This window comes from Rossellomorea aquimaris (assembly GCF_000935355.1).
Lineage (GTDB): Bacteria > Bacillota > Bacilli > Bacillales > Bacillaceae_B > Rossellomorea > Rossellomorea aquimaris_B.
Genome location: NZ_JXZC01000015.1, coordinates 1 through 20,025 on the forward strand (window position 1 = coordinate 1; position 20,025 = coordinate 20,025).

Here is a 20,025-nt window from a genome sequence, read left to right on the forward strand (position 1 = left end):
TACACAATTATATGGACTTAATCGATTATTGCCAAAAACGGCTGGATTTTTATGAAAAGCCGCTGGATTACCATTAAAATCGGCCGGATTTTAACGTAAAACGGCTGGATTATCGCGAATAACGGCCGGATTACCATTTAAGTCGGCCCTCAGCCCAGTATTTAGAGCCTAATACCAATAGATTTATCTACTTTTCTATTAAAAAACCTCTCCACCAGGGAGGTCCGTCCCTAATGAAGAGGTCATCATCTATTATCTTTCTGGATATAATTCAAATTTGCTTGTCAGGTCGATGACGCGTTTGCGTGCTTCTTCTAGTTTCGCTTCATCTTCATGGTTTTTAAGAGTCAATGCCATGATGGAAGCAATTTCGTCCATGTCTTCGAGCCCGAAGCCTCTTGATGTAACAGCTGCCGTACCGATACGGACACCGCTTGTTACGAATGGGCTTTCTGGATCGAATGGAATCGTGTTTTTGTTTACTGTGATACCAATTTCATCAAGCACTTTTTCTGCGATTTTTCCAGTCAGTCCTAGTGAACGCAGGTCGATAAGTAATAGATGATTATCTGATCCACCTGATACAAGATTGATTCCTTCTTTAACAAGACCTTCACCTAAACGGTTTGCATTGTCGATGATGTTCTTTGCATAGTCTTTGAAGGAATCCTGAAGCGCTTCACCGAAAGCAACAGCTTTAGCTGAGATCACGTGCATAAGTGGCCCGCCTTGAATTCCAGGGAAAATAGACTTGTCTATCTTCTTAGCAAACTCTTCTTTACATAGAATCATTCCGCCACGAGGTCCACGTAACGTTTTGTGAGTCGTTGTTGTCACGAAGTCTGCATAAGGAACCGGGTTCTGATGAAGACCAGCTGCTACAAGACCGGCGATGTGAGCCATATCCACCATTAAGTAGGCTCCCACTTCGTCTGCGATTTCACGGAATTTAGCGAAATCGATCGCTCTTGGATATGCACTTGCTCCAGCTACGATCAGCTTAGGCTTGTGCTCTAATGCTTTTTGTCTAACATCTTCATAATTGATAAGATGCTTTTCTTCATCCACACCATACTCTACGAAATTATATTGAACACCACTGAAGTTGACTGCACTTCCGTGAGTCAGATGTCCACCATGAGATAAGTTCATTCCAAGAACCGTGTCACCTTGTTCGAGGATCGTGAAGTAGACTGCCATATTGGCTTGTGCTCCTGAGTGAGGCTGAACGTTTACATGCTCAGCTCCAAAAAGTTCCTTTGCACGATCGCGAGCTAAATTCTCAGCTACATCGACATGCTCACAGCCACCATAATAGCGACGACCTGGGTACCCCTCTGCATACTTGTTTGTCAGAACGGAGCCTTGTGCTTCCATAACCGCTTCACTGACAAAGTTTTCAGATGCAATTAACTCGATTTTCGTTCGTTGACGCTCTAATTCATCTTGAATCGCTGCATAAATTTCCGGATCTTGCTTGGCAATCTTACTCATACATATCCCCCTTTAATTCATAGGCCCAACTGCTCTAGGTGCCTCATTGATTCATTCAATCTCATTCTAACACGATTCAGCAAAACGCGAAATAAAAACCTCTAGTCAAAACGTAATGTTCGTGTTTAGAGGGACGGACCTCATGTGATATGGTTCACAAGTAGACCGATCTATTACATGCCTGCTCCCCCACGAGTAGCATTATGCCTATATTTGTCGAATGATTGTGAAATTTTCATGATCGTTAGTGATATCACTGCCATGGTTGAAAATCTCCCATTTCACCCATTTATCATAATCATAATCCCCTAATTCCCTTTATAGTTCGGGATTCAAAATAGGTTTAAGGTCTAATACCAGAGACACTACAATAAAGGTCCGTCCCTCGACGATGAGAAACGGACCTTCAAGTGTGTATTATTCGTATACGGCTCTGACTCCGCCGATGAGTTTGGGTCTGGTTTTGGCGAGTGTGACGTGGGCTTCGCCGAGGCTTTTCTGTGATACCCGGATGGGGACGGCCACGTGTTTCAGGTGCATGCCGATAAAGGTATCCCCAATGTCGATGCCGGCGTCGCCTTTTATATGCTCTACCATGACGGGATCTTCAAAGGAGTGATACGCTTTGGTCGCCATCGCTCCGCCTGCTTTTCGCACAGGAATGACCGTTACCTCATCCAAGCCTCTACTTTCTGCAGCGTCTCTCTCCAAAACGAGTGCCCGATTCAGGTGCTCGCAGCATTGAAAAGCGAGTGAAACACCAATGGAATCAGCCCAACCCTTCAGCTCTTCAAAAATCATTTCCGCTACTTCTATGGTTCCTGATGTGCCGATCCTCTCCCCCATCACTTCTGATGTGGAGCAGCCTACAACAAACACTTGTCCTTTTTTCATCGGAACCTGTTCGCTGAAATCTCGGAGGATCGTTTGCAGTTCTTCTTTTAATTGAGCGATTTCCATGAAATCAACTCCCTACTGTTTGTCTTCGTATGCCGTGATTTTCCCAATACGATTGGCATGGCGGCCACCCTCGAATTCCGCACCGAGCCATGTTTTGGCGATTTCACGCGCAAGACCCGGACCAATGACGCGTTCACCCATGGCCAGCATATTGCTGTCATTGTGCTCGCGGGTCGCTTTTGCACTGAATACATCATGTACAAGAGCACAGCGGATCCCCTTGACCTTATTAGCTGAAATGCTCATACCAATTCCTGTACCACAAATCAGAATGCCGCGATCGAACTCACCACTCGCCACTTTTTCTGCAACAGGAACGGCATAGTCCGGATAGTCAACGGACGTTCCACACTCACAGCCGAAATCCTCATATTCAAGGCCCAGCTCTTCTAATAATGATTTGATTTCTTCGCGGATATTTACCCCGCCGTGATCGGATGCAATTGCAATTTTCATCGTAATCCCACTCCCCATATGACTAGACTTTGTTAGGTTTTATTTTGCCACATACTCTTCATTATATAAAGTTTTTGAGATCATTTTTAAAAGAAGGAGCCGAAAGTCACTCCTCAAAAAAAACGAACATGAGGTCCGTCCCTCATGTCCGTCTATCTTACAAATGAAACCGAGTAATCGTACTCTTCAGTGATTCCGCTTGTTCTTTGAGGTTCAATGCCAATTCCTGTACGTCACTCATTACAACCGCTTGTTCTCTAGTAGATTCCGACACTTCCTCCGCCCCCGCGGAGGTTTCTTCTGCAATGGCCGCTACCTCCTGGGATTGCTGGGAAGTCAGTTGGATGCTTTCCATCTGTTGATCTACAAGGATTGAAATGTTCTGAACGGCTTCTGCCACTTCATGGATCGTCTTCGTCATCGTTTCGATTATTTCATTTGTCTGTGTTCCTTTTTTCGCTTCAGAATTTGCAGAGTCAACTTGAGCAGTGATCTGTCCGACGACATTTCCAACCTCAGCCTGAATGTTCTTGATGAGTTCGGAAATGCCTTGGACTGCCCTGCCGCTTTCGTCTGCCAGTTTTCGGACTTCCTCGGCAACCACGGCAAATCCTTTACCGTGCTCTCCTGCCCGTGCCGCTTCAATGGAGGCATTCAAGGCGAGAAGATTGGTTTGGTTTGCAATATCCCCGACCAACTGAATGATCTTCTCCACCTTTTTCGCATTGTCTTCCAATCGGTGCACGGCGTCCAATGAATCTTCATTACCTTTTGCAAGCCGGTTGATACCTTCTACCAGGGAATGAATTACCTCCTTGCTCCCTTGAAGCTCCGTCACCATATTCTTGGACAATTGCTCAGATGATTTGGAGTGATTCTGTACTTCCTGTGCGATTCGAATCACGTCCTCAACAGATTCAGCCGTCGTTTGAATGGCCAAGGCCGAGCTCTCGGCACCCGCTGAAATTTCGCTGATCGTTTTGGAAATGGAATCCGCTTGAGTAGAAGCTGCTTTCGATGCTCTCGACAGCTCAATCACATTCGAATTTGTTTTAGTGAAATTCTCGTCAATACTCGATACCATGTCCCGGAGATTATGGAGCATGCGATTGAAGGCCAATGCGAGTGATCGGATTTCATCATCCGACTTCGGCACCACGACTTCCACTGCAATGTCCCCTTGTGCTGCTTTCAACGCCGCCTGCTCCAAACGCTGAAGTGGTTTGACGATGAATCCCGCTGCAAAAAAGGCAAGCACACCTGACCAGAAAACACCCATCCCCAGTGTCATGCTCGTAAATAAAAGCTCGTTCATATCAGGTGCAAAAATAGGTTTGATAAAATAAATAAAAAGTGCACTCGTTGAATACGTCACCACTGCAAGAAGCGTGATAAAGAAGACTAATTTCTTTCTAAGACCCGATTTATAGCTTCTCTCTTTCCCCATCCTTTTTCTCTCCCTGTCTCGACCTTAATCCAGCTTTTTGATTAACTCCCCAATCAGTGAATCCAACTCTCTGTATGTATGTCTATAGATGTCCACACTTCCCCCATACGGATCCGATACGTCCAAATCAGCAGGATTTTCAAGGACAAACTCCTTTAATGTGAAAATTTTGTCCGCCACATGTGGATACTGATCCACTATCGCCCGCTTATGATTCGATGTCATTGTAAAAATATAGGAAGCCCAGTCCAGGTTCTCCCTCGAGAGCGAACTCGATTGGTGTCTATGTATTATATCGTTCTCTTTCAGCACTTCTTTAGTCTGAAATGAAGCATCACTTCCGTCCATGGCAAAAACCCCTGCAGACTTCACATCAAACTTCTCCACACCCTTATGCTTCAAAACCGCCTCCGCCATAGGACTTCGGCATGTATTTCCCGTACAAACAAATAAAATATTCATCACGTCATCCTCCTTACAGCCTATTATAAAATATTTTCCAATCTCCCCATAGCCCATTCACAATATATACAAAAGAAATGCGCAGGGGGCTTGCCCTGGGGCGACAAGCATAAGACGAGTCGGCCGGAAAGGCGCTCTTTGCCTTTTTGGTCGGCTTGACTTATGACCTCGAGCCCCAAGCCCCCGGAGCTGGACAAATAGAAAAGCGAAGGGGGCTTGCTCAGGCACGACAAGCATAAGATAAACCACAAAAAAAGCCCACCCAAGAGGGACGGACCTTCGTCTATAAAACTCCCAATCTACCATCACCAGCTTTATTACAACGGCAGCAAAAGCTTAATCCCAAACGCAAACAAAATGCTTCCACCCAGAGCCTCACTATATGTACCGAGTACCCCCTGGAATTTCCGCCCTATCAATAAACCGGCCCATGTCAAAACCGTCGCCGCTATTCCGAAACAGAAAAGGGCGACCGCGGTTCTCGCACCGAAAATCCCCAGGGTCAGTCCAACGGAAAAGCTGTCCAAGCTTACACTCAAGGCAAAGAGCACCAATCCAAACCCCACTGGAGAAATGAGTGTCGATTCCTCTTCCTTGAAGCTTGACATGAACATTTGAATTCCCAATACAATCAAAAGCAGCCCGCCTGCGTACCCTGCAAATGCACCGAACGTTTCTGATAAAAACTTCCCCGTCATCATCCCGAAGAGGGGCATCCACACATGAAAGATCCCGACGACCAATCCTATATATAAGATTTGCTTTAGTCTCAGCTGAAACATACCCATCCCGATCCCGATCGAAAAGGCATCCATCCCAAGGGCAAATGCCATTAACATCAGCGTAATCAATTCTCCAATAATCGTTGTCATCTTTGTTTTTCCCCCTCCGGACATGCCTACAGAACAAATTTATGCACGTCCAAGGGAAAATAGAATGAGAAATGGACAGGAGTCTGGGTATTATTGTAAAACATTACTACTACAGTGAATATCGGCGCTACAAAAAACCCCTTTGGTCCCATCAAACCATAGGGTCAAAACATCATCCTTTAACCACCCGATACCCGGCGGCTTTCTGAAGTCGGTTCATAATCGCCAGTCCTACTCCTTCTTCGGGAAACATTTCGGCAAAAATGATATCTACATCGCTTTTATTAAAAGCACGGAGCGTATCGTAGAGACTCCGAGCGACTGTTGTCAGGTCCTCTCTTCGTCCAACCGAGAGAATGACATCTGCCTCGAAGTCATCCATGAATTCTTCCGTTGTCAACACACCCACTTTGAGACCTTCTGCTTTTTTGTTATCTACCAATTTCTGAAGGTCCTCCCTCGTACCATCCACTAAATACACAGGAGCATCAGGGGCGTAGTGTGTATATTTCATGCCAGGGGATTTTGGAGCCCCCTTTCCTTCTTTTAAAGAAGGGTCCACTTCCACTAAACCGACCACTTCTTCCAGCTGTTCGATCGTGACTCCTCCGGGACGTAAAACAATCGGGCTTGTTCCGGTGCAATCCACTACAGTTGATTCCACACCTATTCCCGTTTCGCCTCCGTCGACCACTCCTGCAATTAGATCCTCCAGATCATCGATGACATGCTGAGCCGTTGTCGGACTTGGTTTTCCCGAGCGGTTTGCACTTGGGGCCGCAATCGGGAGTCCCGATGCTTCAATGATGGCCAGGGCTACCGGGTGATCAGGCATCCGGATCCCCACGCTCGGTAATCCCGCTGTTACCTTTTCAGAAAGTACGTTTTCCTTATTTTTAAAAATTATCGTCAATGGACCCGGCCAAAAAGCATCGATGAGGTTCGCTGCATCACCAGAAACATCCTCCACCAGTTCTTCCAGCTGATCTATATTTGATATGTGGACAATCAGTGGATTATCCGATGGTCTTCCCTTCGCTTTGAAGATTTTCCCCACAGCGGTATCCGATTTCGCATTGGCCCCCAGACCATAAACCGTCTCTGTCGGGAACGCAATCACCTCATTTTGTTGAAGAATCTTCGCTGCATCCACAATATGTGGATAACTTTCACTGTTATCCACATCTCTTTCCACAATCCAATGTTTCATCATTTCCGTCATCCACCTTTTTATTTCAACAATCAAACTCTGTATATAAATACTGAATTAACAAGCGTTCAACTATCGTACTCTTTTGAAAGTATAAAAGAAATCCCACAAATTCTCAAGTCTTGTCCACAAAACGTGAATAAAACTCAACAGACTGTGGATAAACCTGTGGATGGTGTGAATAATTCTGAAAAAAGAGATATTTACGTTAGCGAATGGCACTTCACGTATTTTGTCGAATTATACACATAAAAAAACTGAATCATTTTTCTATAAAAATGATTCAGTCTACAAGCAGACTACTATCGAACAATAATATCTTTTAGTGGAAATTTGTCGAAACCTCTCATTTCACCCTAAAGTTCCAGCTTCATCGTAATGCAGTTATCCACTGTGGATAACTTTTTGGCGTGAACGAAATTCTTCAGTTCATCCACAAAAGGCTCTTTTTCCTGTTGAAAACCTAACAAATCAAAGAAATTCAGCGATGCTTTTCGATTAGAGATTAAGTAAAGGCTCGTAAGTTCTTTTTCTTTCGCCAATTTTAAAATCTCTTGAAAAAGAGCAAATAATTCTTCACTTTCAAAAGAAGAAGTCACAACGAGTGAGCGCAGAAGGCCTATTTTCTCCTGAACTTCAATCCCAAGCGTCCCGATTAACTGCTTCTCTGAGTCTTCCACTACTAAAAAACAATCAACACTATTTTTAATGCCTTCTGTACTTAAACCCGCTTTCATTAAGAAGGCTACAACTTCATGGATATCTTCCTGTGTTGCCTGGCGAATCACTTTTAACATCATTTCTTCCTCCCTTTTCTATCATCCCCTAGTGTAAATGTATGAGGAGAAAGAGAGAATAGAACAAGTTGTTGGGAAAAGTAATAGAAAGATAGACATAAAAAAGCTCCATCTCTGGGGGATGAAGCTCTCGTTTTACTTATTGAATAATCCTTTGAAAAGATCTACCACGAAGAAGCGCACCTTTACTTCTTCCTCTTCTCCTTCTTCAACGAAGACTGGTTCTGCTTTCACACTGTTTTCTTTTACTAGAAGCTCTTCCTTGTTTTCTTCTGCAGCCACCATTTCTGCTTCCACTGCTTCCAGCTCGACTTCTTTATAAGCTACCACATCTTCCATTTCGGTTTCAGGAGCTTTCATTCCTTCTGCATCTGAGTCCAATTCATCTGCCTGATCTTCGGGATCCACTTCGGTGATTTCATTTCCACTGGCCTCCACTGTCGTTTCAAATCCAGGACTTCTTACCGCATTTCCAGTCGAGAAATCAAGGAAGCATAGAGGTGGATAAAGGACACACCACCAGTTCGCTCCTTCCCCTGCACCGAGAGTAATCAACACTGCTTCATACTCACCTGCCGGATATAAATATTGACCGTATAATTTAGTAGGAAACTCGACTTTTCCAAAATCAACTTTCACCGATTGATCTAAGCCTTGCTCCGCGACAACCTCTTCTGCAATTTTCTGCAGCTCCGGTAATCCCGCTTGAATCACTGATTTTGCCTCGTCTTGTGATGTAAGAGTCGATACCCAATTTGTTATCTCCTTATTTACTTCATCACGTACGAGTCTTTTCACGTTCTGGTCCTGCTCCATATCACTGTTTGCGAGAATCCGGAGTCGAATCGCTTCTTCCGGAATCACCATCGTCTCCTGAGCCGCCATTTCCTGCTTTGGTATATATAAACTTAGAATCGTTCCTAATGATAGAATCAAGATATACAATAAAACCGTATGTTTTGTTTTCATTTCCTCTCCCCCTCAGTAAAACAGTCTAGTCAAAAAGGGGAAATCTTAAACTAGTAAAATAACATTTTTGTTTGGGAAATCTGCTGAATTTTATTTTTGAAAATAAAATCCTATTTTTGAAAATAAATGGGCTAGAATTGAAAATAAAATCCTACTTTTGAAAACAAATGCGCGAAAGTTGATAATAAAAGTGTCCAAGTCGATAATATCCGATTAAAAATCGATAATATAACATGAATATAAAGGATTTCACCCTTACATTTCCATTCAATCCACTCTTCGACACCCAAACGCTCACTTATTCGGATAAAAACTCACGAGTTCATCCCGCACACCACACAAAAACCCCCCGATCATACGAATCGAGGGTCAACATCCTTATTTTCTCAGACAAAACACCATTCGATCTTTCCCGTTGATGTCATGTACTACTTCTACATGGGCAGCTGGAAACGCATCTTGCAGCAGGTCTGCAACCGTCTCGCCCTGTCCGACTCCGACTTCAAAGCCGATCAGACATTTTTCCTTCATCACCAATGGCAGTTCATCCATAAATCTCTTGTACAGATCATATCCATCTTCCCCGCCAAACAAAGCGAGTTCAGGTTCATGTTCAATGACGACATCTGATAAAGTTTCACGATCCGTCAATGGAATATATGGAGGATTCGATAAAAGGATATCGAGCTTCACACCTTCTTTGATCAAAGGCTGCAATAAATCTCCTTCAAAAAAGCGAACATCCGCACCGAGTTTCTCACTATTTTCCCTTGCAACAGCCAATGCCTCCGGTGAAATATCCACAGCCATCATCTCAATAGGTGACCGGTCTGCTTCGAGCTTCAATGTAATCGCAATCGCGCCGCTGCCCGTTCCTACATCGGCAGCCCGTAGAGGAGTTTCCGCTTCAGAAAAAAGATCCTTCATTTTTGCCAATCCATAATAGATCAGTTCTTCCGTTTCAGGCCTCGGAATCAGCACATGCTCATTCACCACAAACTCCCGACCATAAAACTCTTCAATCCCGATAATATGCTGAATCGGCACCCCGCCTACATGCTGGCGAATCCCATCCTGGTATTCTTCCCACTTCTCCTCCGGGACGGACCTCCGCTGTTCTGCCAGCAGTTGCGATCGGGACATTCCCATCAGATGGCGCAAGTAGATCTCTCCCACATTTTCATCACGGCCATTCTCGACTAAAAAAGAAGAAGCCCATTTTAGGGCTTCAAATATAGTAACAGACGTCATTATTCTTCCAGTCTCTCAAGAAGCTTGGATTGATCTTCGATGATCAACGCATCGATGACTTCATCCATCTTCCCTTCAAGAATTTGATCGAGCTTTTGAATCGTCAATCCGATTCGGTGATCCGTGACGCGGTTTTGTGGGAAATTGTACGTACGGATACGTTCTGAACGATCACCTGTACCAACGGCTGATTTACGGTTTGCATCGTATTCAGCTTGAACTTCACGTTGGAATTTATCGTAAACGCGTGCACGCAATACTTTCATTGCTTTCTCTTTGTTCTTGATTTGCGACTTTTCATCCTGACATGAAACGACTACACCTGTCGGCAAGTGAGTCAGACGGACTGCAGACATGGTTGTATTAACACTTTGTCCTCCCGGGCCACTGGATGCGAAGGTATCGACACGGATATCTTTGTCGTGGATATCCACTTCGACTTCTTCCGCTTCCGGCAGGCAGGCAACCGTTGCCGTCGACGTATGGATACGTCCGCCTGATTCTGTTTCAGGTACACGTTGCACACGGTGTGCCCCGTTTTCGTATTTCATTTTGGAAAATGCGCCATTTCCGTTGATCATAAAGATGATCTCTTTATATCCGCCAACACCAGTGGAGTTCGCTTCCATCACTTCGGTCTTCCAGCCTTGGGATTCTGCATAGCGACTGTACATACGGTATAAGTCACCAGCAAACAGGGCTGCTTCATCTCCACCTGCAGCTCCGCGAACCTCCATGATTACGTTCTTATCATCGTTCGGGTCTTTAGGGATCAATAATATTTTCAGACGGGCTTCCAATGCTTCAATTTGTTCTTCAAGCTCGGAAACTTCTTCTTTCACCATTTCACGCATATCAGCATCAAGCTTATCATCCAGCATTGCCTTAGCGTCTTTATACTGCCCAGTAAGTTCTTTATATTCTCGATATGCTTCTACCGTTGCTTGGATGTCTGATTGCTCTTTTGAATAATCTCTTAGCTTCTTTGGGTCATTCACAATTTCTGGATCACTCAATAGTTCATTTAACTTATCATAGCGATCTTCCACTGCTTGTAAACGATCGAACACAGCTATTCACCTCAATTTTAGTCCATAACAGTCTAATTATATTATATGGTGTATGTAAACACAAGGAGGATCGGGATCAGTCAGAAGGCATAAAGTGGTAAATTTTATGTAGAAGGCAAGCAGATCAAGTGCCAGACCTGCTTGCCTATTTTTATCTTTCGGTGATTTTCACATTTATATTGAACCTTGGGATGGCTTTTTCCAATCTCTCTTTTAACATCGCTTCTTCTTTATCCGTCTCAGCCATACTCATTTCTTTCTGGGTATGTGCCGTCACCCACATTTGTTCGCCATTGATCCAGACTTCATCTGGTTCAAAGTTGGAATACTCCCTCACAACCTCACGGGCTTTGTCCTCATACACACCAGTTGTCGTCGAAGTTGTACCTGGTGAGTTCGTCAGGTTTGGAAAGTTCGGGTTTTCATTTGTCGTATTTCTGACGCTTCTATCTTGACGATCATTGACCTCTTTTCGATTATCAATGAATCGTGTCCCATTTTCATCTTCGTGCATACCGTATTCCGATTCCTGATTTACTCCACAAGCGGTGATTAAAATGAAGAATACAGTAAAAGATAAAGCTAACAGCAGTTTTTTCATGCTTTCACACCTCCTGTTTTTAGGATTTCCTACAGGAAAGTGCTTATGCATATAAAGATTGGAGTGCATCCGTCTTAAGCGAAACATTCCCCTAACCATCAAGCACCCGCTGATTCTTAGAGCATTCGATGAGCCTGCGCTATATACACCACCGTTACGAAAAGAGCCAAATAAAAAAAGCCCCAAACAAAGGGCTTCATTTACTATAATTCCTTCACCATATCAGGTGTGACACTGATTCCGGTCGGGACTTCATGGTGATGGCGGCATCTTGGCTCATAAGCTTCAGAGGCACCCACCAGGATGACGGGATCATCGTAGCAAGCTGGTTCGCCATTGATTAATCGTTGCGTTCGACTTGCAGGAGAGCCGCATACTGCACAAACGGCTTGGAGTTTTGTCACTTGTTCGGCGATGGACATTAAATCAGGCATTGGCCCGAATGGTTCTCCGCGGAAATCCTGATCAAGTCCTGCGAGGATGACACGATATCCACTGTTTGCTAATTTCTGAACGACCTCGACAATGCCTTCGTCAAAAAATTGAACCTCATCAATAGCAACTACATCTACCTCTGGATTCAGGTCATCGAGGATAACAGTAGATCCCTCGACTGCTTTGGCGATTACAGAGGTACCGTTATGAGATACAACCGATTCATCGCTATAGCGATTATCTAGTTTTGGCTTATACACAGCAATTTCTTGTTTAGCAAATTGAGTGCGTCGTACCCGGCGGATCAGTTCCTCGGATTTCCCTGAGAACATGCTGCCGCAAATGACTTCTACCCAACCCGTTTGTTTCATGACATACACGAAAGCGCCTCTCCTTCCTTACTCATTATTTTATATTAAAACAGTCTGACTGTTAGTAAAAACGGACTACTCTTTAGTATAAAGCATTCCTTTATGTACGGGAATAATGCTTGATTTTCAGTAATTTGGCAGAAAAAAAGAGGCACAGCTCAATTGGAACTGCCTCTATTTCTTCGACCATTTGCTTTAAAGAGAATAAAAAACAGGCAAGCATGAAGATCCTTGCCTGTTTTTCTAATAGAAGAGAAGTGACAATCTCAAAAATTCATGCTTTACGCACAAAGTAATTCGATATGACCTTCCAGCTCTTCATTATTGTTGTTGATTTTTAAGACCGTATTTTTTGTTGAAACGGTCAACACGTCCACCAGCGTCAGCGAATTTCTGACGTCCTGTGTAGAATGGATGGCATTCAGAACATACCTCAACGCGCATTTCTTCCGCTACAGAACCAGTTTCAAATTCGTTACCGCAAGCACAGCTAACTTTGATCGTGTTGTACTTAGGATGAATTCCTGATTTCATTTCTTTCATCTCCTTCCGCCCTGAATCATCTGAGACAGAGTAATTTATTACGAAGATATATGTGATATGAGCATAAGCATGAGAGTTATAGCCAGCCCCTTACCACATCCATTTTTTAAAACACATTGACACTATTATAACAAGGACAAGCGATATTTGCAACCTGTAAAATTGGAAGTTACAGACATCCCTCTCTCCTCAAAAAATCATTCGATTACTAGATTAACGCTTCTTCGACTCTTCTGTCAACACATTGAAAAACTCTTCATTCGTCTTCGATTGCTTCAGCTTGCGCATAAGCTTCTCGGCGAAATCAGGCTGATCGGACATGGCTTTACGAATCGCCCACAGCTTTTCAAGATGATCAGGTTTGATGAGAAGTTCCTCACGACGCGTTCCGGAACGACGGATGTCGATGGCAGGGAAGATACGTCTTTCAGCAAGAGAACGGTCAAGATGAAGTTCAAGGTTACCTGTTCCTTTGAATTCTTCATAGATGACATCATCCATACGGGAACCTGTATCCACTAATGCCGTTGCCAGGACCGTCAAGCTTCCGCCTTCTTCAATGTTACGTGCCGCACCAAAGAATCGTTTCGGGCGGTGGAACGCAGCAGGATCGATACCTCCGGAAAGAGTTCGTCCACTTGGCGGGATGACGAGGTTATAAGCACGTGCCAAACGAGTGATGCTATCCATCAGGATAATCACATCACGCTTATGCTCCACTAAACGCATCGCACGCTCAAGAACGAGTTCTGCCACTTTGATGTGGTTTTCCGGTACTTCATCAAATGTAGAGCTTACGACTTCTGCTTCTACAGAGCGTTCGATATCTGTTACTTCCTCCGGGCGCTCATCGATAAGAAGGATGATTAATTCCGCTTCTGGATGATTGGTTGTGATCGAGTTTGCGATCTCTTTGATCAGCATCGTCTTACCAGCTTTAGGTGGAGCTACGACTAAACCACGTTGTCCAAAGCCGACCGGCGCGATGAGATCCATGATGCGCGTGGAGATTTTATTTGGTGTTGTTTCCAGCTTCATTTGACGGTCTGGATATAAAGGCGTCAAACCTGGGAAATGTACACGTTCTTTCGCAGATTCGGGCTCTTCTCCATTGACCATTTCAACATGAAGGAGTCCGAAATAACGCTCGTTTTCCTTCGGCGGACGCACTTTCCCTGATACTTTATCCCCGTTGCGAAGGTCGAAACGGCGGATCTGTGATGCAGAAATATAAATATCCTCAGAGCTTGGAGAATAGTTGATCGGTCGTAAGAAACCGAAGCCCTCTGATTGGATGATTTCAAGAACGCCTTCCATAAAGAAGAATCCCTCTTGTTCTGCACGGACTTTAAGGATAGCGAAAATCAGTTCTTTTTTTGTTAATTTACTATAATAAGAAACTTTGTATTGTTTGGCTAGCTCATAAAGCTCTTTAAGCTTCATATTTTCTAAGCTAGAGATTGTTAACTCTTCCATTATGACACCACGCTTTATTAATTTGTCCTACCTAAAATATAAAAAAAAGAAGGGTAGATTTTTCTAAAAATGAAGAAATATGTTGAAGCATAAACTAATAGAAAAAATGCTGAAGATAAAAACCTTATCTATTGTAACCATACTTTTAATCAAGAATCAATGACTGGATAAAAAAAGGAAGGTAATTTTGTAGATAGGCAGCATTTTTTCACCTATGAAGAAAAAAAGTGAGTGATAAGAGTGGTGATGGGCAGAAATGTAAGATACTCTGCCCATCCCTGATCTCTAATAAGAAGAGTTTGTTTCTCTCTCTATGTTTCAATGTCTATTTATTATTTCATAACGAGGTTTGGCTTTTTCTGAAGACTATGACGTCCGTCAATGAAGCGGACGGTTCCAGACTTCGCACGCATGACGACGGAATGAGTCAATCCGTATGTCCCTTTAAGCTGAACACCTCTTAACAGTTCACCGTCCGTCACACCTGTTGCTGCGAAGATTGCATCATCACCGCATACGAGGTCTTCCATTCTAAGGACTTTATCCACATCTAAGCCCATGCTGATACAGCGCTGCAATTCGGCATCATTCTGTGGAAGCAGCTTCCCTTGGATTTCTCCACCCAGGCATTTCAACGCAACAGCAGCAAGCACTCCCTCTGGAGCTCCGCCTGATCCGAATAAAATATCGACACCTGTATGATCGAATGCCGTGTTCATAGCTCCTGCTACGTCACCATCATTGATCAGTTTGATACGAGCTCCCGCTTCTCTCAGCTGCTGGATGATATGCTCATGACGAGGACGATTCAAGACGGTAGCCACTACGTCTTCGATGTCCTTATTCTTTGCTTTTGCCACTGCTTTCAGATTATCGATAACAGAAGCGTTAATATCAATTTCACCAACCGCTTCCGGTCCAACTGCGATTTTATCCATATACATATCAGGTGCGTTCAGTAGGTTTCCGTGGTCTGCCACCGCGAGGACCGCCAGTGCATTCCAGCCTCCGGAAGCAACGATATTTGTTCCTTCCAACGGATCGACGGCCACATCTACACGCGGACCATAGCCTGTCCCTAGTTTCTCACCAATATATAGCATTGGAGCTTCATCCATTTCACCTTCACCGATGACAACTGTACCCTTCATGGGTACTGTATCGAATACATCGCGCATGGCTGAGGTTGCAGCATCATCTGCTTCATCCTTCTTACCGCGACCCATCCAGCGAGCCGATGCAAGAGCAGCCCCCTCTGTTACTCGAACAAGCTCCATTGATAAACTTCTTTCCATGTATATAGCCTCCCGTAATCCCTTTTGTTTTACAATATTCTTTAATTGTATAACATATTAACAGATTTATTGTAACACATTAAAGAGGAAGGAGAGACTTTTTTTCTAAAAAAGTAGGACACAATGGGTCATATAGTCGAAAAAGAACTGGTCATATTGGAAATATTTAAGGAAATTAACAAAAAGCGAGTAGTTGTTGATTTCCACTCCAGGGTGCTCGCTTTCCGCGGGGCGGGCGGTGAGCCTCCTCGGTTTCGCCTGCGGGGTCTCACCTGTCTAACTCCGGCGGCTAGCCCCTCGAGGTCATAAGCTAAATGGTCCAAGAAGGCAAAGAACGCCTTCCCGGCCCATTTAGCTTATGCTTGTCGGGGCTGTGCGAGCCGCCTACGCTTTTCGTACTGTCCCGCTTCTCCCGCAGGAGTCGAGCACCCTTCCGTTCCAATCAACTTAGTTTTAAATGTTTTATCATTACTTCTAATGGAAACAATCATCCTTACAATAGTACAGCTTTAAGAAACTACGACTTCATCTGTTCCAATTCTTCAGCTGACATTTTTTCACGCCAGATTGTCGCTCCAAGGCCTTCGAGTTTGGCAACGAGGTCGCTGTATCCGCGATCGATGTGCTCGAGACCGGTTACTTCAGTGATTCCTTCTGCCATTAAGCCGGCGATGACAAGGGCTGCTCCTGCGCGCAGGTCACTTGCTTTCACTTTGGCGCCTTGTAATTGTACAGGTCCATTGACGATGGCTGAGCGTCCTTCCACCTTTATCGTGGCATTCATTCTTCTCAGTTCATCAATATGCTTGAAGCGGGCGGAATAGATGGTATCCGTTACGACGGCAGAGCCTTCTGCACGGTTTAATAACGTGGTGAACGGCTGCTGCAGATCTGTCGGGAAACCTGGATACACCAATGTTTTCACATCAACGGATTTGAGCTTGTCCGCCCTGCCGATAAAGATTTGATCGTCATTCGTTTCAACAGGAACACCCATTTCACGGAGCTTGGCAATGACGGATTCCATATGTAATGGGATAACGTTATCAACAAGCACACCTTTACCGACTGCTGCCGCAAGAATCATGAACGTTCCTGCTTCAATGCGGTCAGGGATGATTGTGTGACGGCAGCCGTGAAGCTCGTCTACACCATCAATGCGGATGACATCGGTTCCTGCCCCTTTGATCTTCGCACCCATATTGCTTAGTAAGGTAGCTACGTCAATGATCTCAGGTTCTTTCGCCGCATTTTCAATGATCGTTCGGCCTTTTGCACGTACAGCGGCAAGCATGATGTTAATGGTCGCTCCTACACTGACGACGTCAAGGTAGATGCGGGCACCTTTTAATTCATCGGCACGTAAATAGATCGCACCCTGTTCATTCGTCACTTCTGCTCCAAGAGCCTCGAAGCCCTTAATATGTTGATCGATCGGACGTGGACCAAGATGACATCCACCCGGTAATCCGATGACCGCTTTTTTGAAACGTCCAAGCATCGCTCCCATTAAATAATAGGACGCACGAAGCTTCTTCACCTTTCCGCTTGGTAAAGGCATGGACACCATTTGACTTGGATCTACACTCATATCCCCATCTTCCAACGTGACTGAACCACCGATCTCTTCTAATAGATCCTTCAGTGTCCTTACATCAGAGATGTCTGGTAACCCTTCGATTGTGACTGGTGAATCAGCAAGAATGGTTGCCGGGATCAAGGCTACCGCACTGTTTTTGGCCCCACTGACTTTAATGGTTCCTTCAAGGGGGTAACCTCCTGCAATTTTTAGCTTTTCCATATTAAACTCCCTTCCACTGTTCATTGATGGGGAAGCCCCAATGGCTGTCGGACTCCGCACACCAAGAACAAAAAGGATTATTTTTCCAAAAGAAGACGTTCTAAGAAGTATTGTCTACTAGTTTATACATAATTCGTCAAAACATGTATAGGATAATCGAATTTTTTTCGCTTAGACCGATTGACCTAAGATCAACGGTTGTTCCAATCATTCAGGAATGCTTCAATCCCTTTATCCGTCAGTGGATGATGGAACAGTTGCTTCAACACTTTCAGAGGAACTGTCGCAATATGCGCCCCTCTTAAGGCTGCCTCTGTAATGTGCTGAGGGTGACGGGTCGAAGCCGCAATGATTTCTGTTTCCAGACCATGAATCGCAAAGATTTCTGCTATCTTGGATACAAGCTCAAGACCATCATGGCCGATATCATCTAATCTTCCTAAAAAAGGCGAAACATATGTCGCTCCAGCACGAGCCGCTAAAAGCGCCTGGTTCGCACTGAAAATCAGCGTAACATTTGTCTTAATTCCTTCTTTAGCAAAAGTAGATGTCGCTTTCAAACCATCCGGTGTCATTGGAAGCTTAACTGTAATGTTAGGTGCAATCTTCGCAAGCTCCCTGCCCTCTTTGATCATTCCTTCAGCATCTGTCGCGATGACTTCAGCGCTGACAGAACCAGGGACTAATTCTGTGATTTCTTTTAATCGATCTTCAAATGTCACGTTTTTTTCTTTCGCGACAAGCGACGGATTCGTTGTCACTCCTGAAACGATTCCCCAATCAAATGCTTCTTTGATTTCACTCATGTTTGCTGTATCTATGAAAAATTTCATTTCCTCTACCCCGTTTTCGACAAAATTTTCAATCATCTTTTAATGAACGGAAGGGACTGACCCAAAAAGGTATCAACCCTCTCCTGGTGCCAGTCCCATCCTACAGCTTCATTCTTTTACTACCACATACGGAAAGCCCGTAATCTATCACGAAAGACTTTCCAGACATTACCTATCTATTACGCTTGGTTGGAAGAACCGAATTCGCGCATTTTACCAGCAACCGTCGCTTTGATCGCTTCACGAGCCGGCCCCATGTATTTACGTGGATCATATACTTCTGTATCAGCCGCAAGCACTTCACGTACTGCTTTAGCAGAAGCAATTTGGTTTTCAGTGTTTACGTTGATTTTAGCCGTTCCGTAAGAAATCGCTTTTTGGATATCTTTTGTAGGGATTCCAGTACCACCGTGAAGTACTAGAGGTACTCCAGTCGCCGCACCGATTTCTTCCATTTCTTTGAATCCAAGGTTTGGTTCACCTTTGTAAGGACCGTGAACAGAACCAAGTGCAGGAGCAAGCGTATCAATACCAGTGCGTTCCACCAATTCTTGACACTCCTTAGGATCTGCATAGATAACGCCATCTGCCACTACGTCATCCTCTTGTCCACCGACAGTTCCAAGCTCAGCTTCAACAGAAACACCTTTAGAGTGAGCATATTCAACCACTTTAGAAGTGATTTCAATGTTCTCCTCGAAAGGACCGTGAGAAGCGTCGATCATAACGGAAGTGAATCCTGCATCGATTGCTTCTTTACATTTGTCATAGCTTGAACCGTGGTCCAAGTGAATCGCAACAGGTACTGTGATGTTTAAGTCTTCCATAAGACCTTCAACCATTTTCACAACTGTTTTGAAGCCGCTCATGTAACGTGCTGCCCCTTCAGAAACACCAAGGATGACAGGTGATTTTTCTTCTTCGGCCGCTTGCAGGATCGCTTGAGTGAACTCAAGGTTATTCAGGTTGAATTGACCTACTGCATAGCTGTTTTCTTTTGCTTTAATTAGCATGTCTTTCATTGAAACTAAAGGCATAGTAATTTCCTCCTTTTATTCAGTCAGTGAACCATTCTAGTAGAAATGGCGGTGTTATTTATAGCACCATGTGACATTGTTTACAATTTCACTTGTATCATACCAAAACAGAATTGATTTTACCAACTGAAGAGGCGAATTGTTAAAAATACTACTATTTTCACTATTCAAATAATACCACTAAGCTGGAATATATTGTTTCACCGCTTGTCGGATGTCGTCGATATCAAACGGCTTCGCAAAATGAGTAAGCGCTCCCAAGTCCTTTGCTTCCTGAATCATGTCGAGTTCCCCGTACGCTGTCATGATGATGACGCGGATATCCGCATCCTTCTGCTTCATTCTCTTTAAGATTTCGATCCCATCCATACCCGGAATCTTCATATCCAGCAAAACTAAATCAGGGGAATGCTTATCGACAATTTCAAGCGCCTGGATTCCGTTCGCTGCCTGAAATGTTTGATAGCCTTCCTTTTGTAACACTTCATTTAATAGAATCCTGATACCGAACTGATCGTCTACAATAAGAATTTTCTCGTTCATCCATCCCAATCCCCTTCGTATTAAAGTAAATTATGTACTACTTCGCTAAATATCCGGCTAATAATTGTATATTTATTACTAATTCTCTTTTTCCTGTAAAAA

Annotated in this window: 20 protein-coding genes; all 20 read right to left on the bottom strand. The window is 44.1% G+C overall.

Annotated elements, in window-relative coordinates; genetic code table 11:
* Window positions 1-252 precede the first annotated feature (252 nt).
* Window positions 253-1,494 carry a serine hydroxymethyltransferase gene (glyA, locus tag TV75_RS20015; RefSeq protein ID WP_044340550.1) on the bottom strand — a complete coding sequence of 414 codons (1,242 nt, stop codon included), beginning with the start codon at window positions 1,492-1,494 and terminating at the stop codon, window positions 253-255.
* A 417-nt stretch (window positions 1,495-1,911) separates the two neighbouring features.
* Entirely contained in the window at window positions 1,912-2,454 is a 543-nt protein-coding gene (locus tag TV75_RS20020; protein WP_044340551.1) for a TIGR01440 family protein, read from the bottom strand.
* A gap of 12 nt (window positions 2,455-2,466) precedes the next feature.
* Window positions 2,467-2,910: a ribose 5-phosphate isomerase B gene (gene rpiB / locus TV75_RS20025; protein WP_044340552.1), complete on the bottom strand. Its 444-nt coding sequence runs from the start codon at window positions 2,908-2,910 to the stop codon at window positions 2,467-2,469.
* Window positions 2,911-3,067: 157 nt separating this feature from the next.
* Window positions 3,068-4,357 carry a methyl-accepting chemotaxis protein gene (locus TV75_RS20030; RefSeq protein ID WP_044340553.1) on the bottom strand — a complete coding sequence of 430 codons (1,290 nt, stop codon included), beginning with the start codon at window positions 4,355-4,357 and terminating at the stop codon, window positions 3,068-3,070.
* Between the two features lie 24 nt (window positions 4,358-4,381).
* Window positions 4,382-4,819 (bottom strand): low molecular weight protein arginine phosphatase, encoded by a 438-nt coding sequence (locus tag TV75_RS20035; RefSeq protein ID WP_044340554.1) that lies wholly within the window; start codon window positions 4,817-4,819, stop codon window positions 4,382-4,384.
* Window positions 4,820-5,136: 317 nt separating this feature from the next.
* Window positions 5,137-5,691: a manganese efflux pump MntP gene (locus TV75_RS20040; protein WP_044340555.1), complete on the bottom strand. Its 555-nt coding sequence runs from the start codon at window positions 5,689-5,691 to the stop codon at window positions 5,137-5,139.
* A 172-nt stretch (window positions 5,692-5,863) separates the two neighbouring features.
* Window positions 5,864-6,904, bottom strand: coding sequence for an L-threonylcarbamoyladenylate synthase (locus TV75_RS20045; RefSeq protein WP_437176725.1), 1,041 nt, complete (start codon window positions 6,902-6,904; stop codon window positions 5,864-5,866).
* Between the two features lie 353 nt (window positions 6,905-7,257).
* Window positions 7,258-7,701 (bottom strand): GNAT family N-acetyltransferase, encoded by a 444-nt coding sequence (locus TV75_RS20050; RefSeq protein ID WP_044340556.1) that lies wholly within the window; start codon window positions 7,699-7,701, stop codon window positions 7,258-7,260.
* Between the two features lie 132 nt (window positions 7,702-7,833).
* Window positions 7,834-8,667, bottom strand: coding sequence for a stage II sporulation protein R (spoIIR, locus tag TV75_RS20055; protein ID WP_044340557.1), 834 nt, complete (start codon window positions 8,665-8,667; stop codon window positions 7,834-7,836).
* A 378-nt stretch (window positions 8,668-9,045) separates the two neighbouring features.
* Window positions 9,046-9,918: a peptide chain release factor N(5)-glutamine methyltransferase gene (prmC, locus tag TV75_RS20060; RefSeq protein ID WP_044340558.1), complete on the bottom strand. Its 873-nt coding sequence runs from the start codon at window positions 9,916-9,918 to the stop codon at window positions 9,046-9,048.
* Complete coding sequence (gene prfA, locus TV75_RS20065) at window positions 9,918-10,988, bottom strand: peptide chain release factor 1 (RefSeq protein ID WP_044340559.1); 1,071 nt, start codon at window positions 10,986-10,988, stop codon at window positions 9,918-9,920. The genes prmC and prfA overlap by 1 nt, the downstream gene beginning before the upstream one ends.
* Before the next feature lie 151 nt (window positions 10,989-11,139).
* Window positions 11,140-11,589, bottom strand: a complete 450-nt coding sequence (locus TV75_RS21275; RefSeq protein ID WP_052504631.1) for a hypothetical protein — start codon at window positions 11,587-11,589, stop codon at window positions 11,140-11,142.
* Window positions 11,590-11,792: 203 nt separating this feature from the next.
* Window positions 11,793-12,404, bottom strand: coding sequence for a thymidine kinase (locus tag TV75_RS20075; protein ID WP_044340560.1), 612 nt, complete (start codon window positions 12,402-12,404; stop codon window positions 11,793-11,795).
* 312 nt (window positions 12,405-12,716) lie between these two features.
* Window positions 12,717-12,929, bottom strand: coding sequence for a 50S ribosomal protein L31 (rpmE, locus tag TV75_RS20080; protein WP_034765123.1), 213 nt, complete (start codon window positions 12,927-12,929; stop codon window positions 12,717-12,719).
* Window positions 12,930-13,151: 222 nt separating this feature from the next.
* The gene (gene rho, locus TV75_RS20085) at window positions 13,152-14,414 is read right to left on the bottom strand and encodes a transcription termination factor Rho (protein WP_044340561.1); all 1,263 of its coding nucleotides are present in this window, start codon (window positions 14,412-14,414) and stop codon (window positions 13,152-13,154) included.
* A 332-nt stretch (window positions 14,415-14,746) separates the two neighbouring features.
* Window positions 14,747-15,709, bottom strand: coding sequence for a class II fructose-bisphosphatase (glpX, locus tag TV75_RS20090; RefSeq protein WP_044340562.1), 963 nt, complete (start codon window positions 15,707-15,709; stop codon window positions 14,747-14,749).
* A 517-nt stretch (window positions 15,710-16,226) separates the two neighbouring features.
* A complete protein-coding gene (locus tag TV75_RS20095) occupies window positions 16,227-17,510 on the bottom strand; it encodes a UDP-N-acetylglucosamine 1-carboxyvinyltransferase (protein WP_044340563.1) in 1,284 nt (427 codons plus the stop codon).
* A 191-nt stretch (window positions 17,511-17,701) separates the two neighbouring features.
* Window positions 17,702-18,343 (bottom strand): fructose-6-phosphate aldolase, encoded by a 642-nt coding sequence (gene fsa, locus TV75_RS20100; RefSeq protein ID WP_044340564.1) that lies wholly within the window; start codon window positions 18,341-18,343, stop codon window positions 17,702-17,704.
* Between the two features lie 179 nt (window positions 18,344-18,522).
* Window positions 18,523-19,380 carry a class IIb fructose-bisphosphate aldolase FdaB gene (fdaB, locus tag TV75_RS20105; RefSeq protein WP_044340565.1) on the bottom strand — a complete coding sequence of 286 codons (858 nt, stop codon included), beginning with the start codon at window positions 19,378-19,380 and terminating at the stop codon, window positions 18,523-18,525.
* A gap of 180 nt (window positions 19,381-19,560) precedes the next feature.
* Entirely contained in the window at window positions 19,561-19,923 is a 363-nt protein-coding gene (locus TV75_RS20110; RefSeq protein WP_044340566.1) for a response regulator, read from the bottom strand.
* Window positions 19,924-20,025: the final 102 nt, after the last annotated feature.

Excerpts from the sequence above, each read along its gene's own strand:
- glyA (WP_044340550.1), bottom strand. The coding sequence starts at position 1,494 with ATGAGTAAGATTGCCAAGCAAGATCCGGAAATTTATGCAGCGATTCAA.
- TV75_RS20020 (WP_044340551.1), bottom strand. The coding sequence starts at position 2,454 with ATGGAAATCGCTCAATTAAAAGAAGAACTGCAAACGATCCTCCGAGAT.
- rpiB (WP_044340552.1), bottom strand. The coding sequence starts at position 2,910 with ATGAAAATTGCAATTGCATCCGATCACGGCGGGGTAAATATCCGCGAA.
- TV75_RS20030 (WP_044340553.1), bottom strand. The coding sequence starts at position 4,357 with ATGGGGAAAGAGAGAAGCTATAAATCGGGTCTTAGAAAGAAATTAGTC.
- TV75_RS20035 (WP_044340554.1), bottom strand. The coding sequence starts at position 4,819 with ATGAATATTTTATTTGTTTGTACGGGAAATACATGCCGAAGTCCTATG.
- TV75_RS20040 (WP_044340555.1), bottom strand. The coding sequence starts at position 5,691 with ATGACAACGATTATTGGAGAATTGATTACGCTGATGTTAATGGCATTT.
- TV75_RS20045 (WP_437176725.1), bottom strand. The coding sequence starts at position 6,904 with ATGATGAAACATTGGATTGTGGAAAGAGATGTGGATAACAGTGAAAGT.
- TV75_RS20050 (WP_044340556.1), bottom strand. The coding sequence starts at position 7,701 with ATGATGTTAAAAGTGATTCGCCAGGCAACACAGGAAGATATCCATGAA.
- spoIIR (WP_044340557.1), bottom strand. The coding sequence starts at position 8,667 with ATGAAAACAAAACATACGGTTTTATTGTATATCTTGATTCTATCATTA.
- prmC (WP_044340558.1), bottom strand. The coding sequence starts at position 9,918 with ATGACGTCTGTTACTATATTTGAAGCCCTAAAATGGGCTTCTTCTTTT.
- TV75_RS21275 (WP_052504631.1), bottom strand. The coding sequence starts at position 11,589 with ATGAAAAAACTGCTGTTAGCTTTATCTTTTACTGTATTCTTCATTTTA.
- rpmE (WP_034765123.1), bottom strand. The coding sequence starts at position 12,929 with ATGAAATCAGGAATTCATCCTAAGTACAACACGATCAAAGTTAGCTGT.
- rho (WP_044340561.1), bottom strand. The coding sequence starts at position 14,414 with ATGGAAGAGTTAACAATCTCTAGCTTAGAAAATATGAAGCTTAAAGAG.
- glpX (WP_044340562.1), bottom strand. The coding sequence starts at position 15,709 with ATGGAAAGAAGTTTATCAATGGAGCTTGTTCGAGTAACAGAGGGGGCT.
- TV75_RS20095 (WP_044340563.1), bottom strand. The coding sequence starts at position 17,510 with ATGGAAAAGCTAAAAATTGCAGGAGGTTACCCCCTTGAAGGAACCATT.
- fsa (WP_044340564.1), bottom strand. The coding sequence starts at position 18,343 with ATGAAATTTTTCATAGATACAGCAAACATGAGTGAAATCAAAGAAGCA.
- fdaB (WP_044340565.1), bottom strand. The coding sequence starts at position 19,380 with ATGCCTTTAGTTTCAATGAAAGACATGCTAATTAAAGCAAAAGAAAAC.
- TV75_RS20110 (WP_044340566.1), bottom strand. The coding sequence starts at position 19,923 with ATGAACGAGAAAATTCTTATTGTAGACGATCAGTTCGGTATCAGGATT.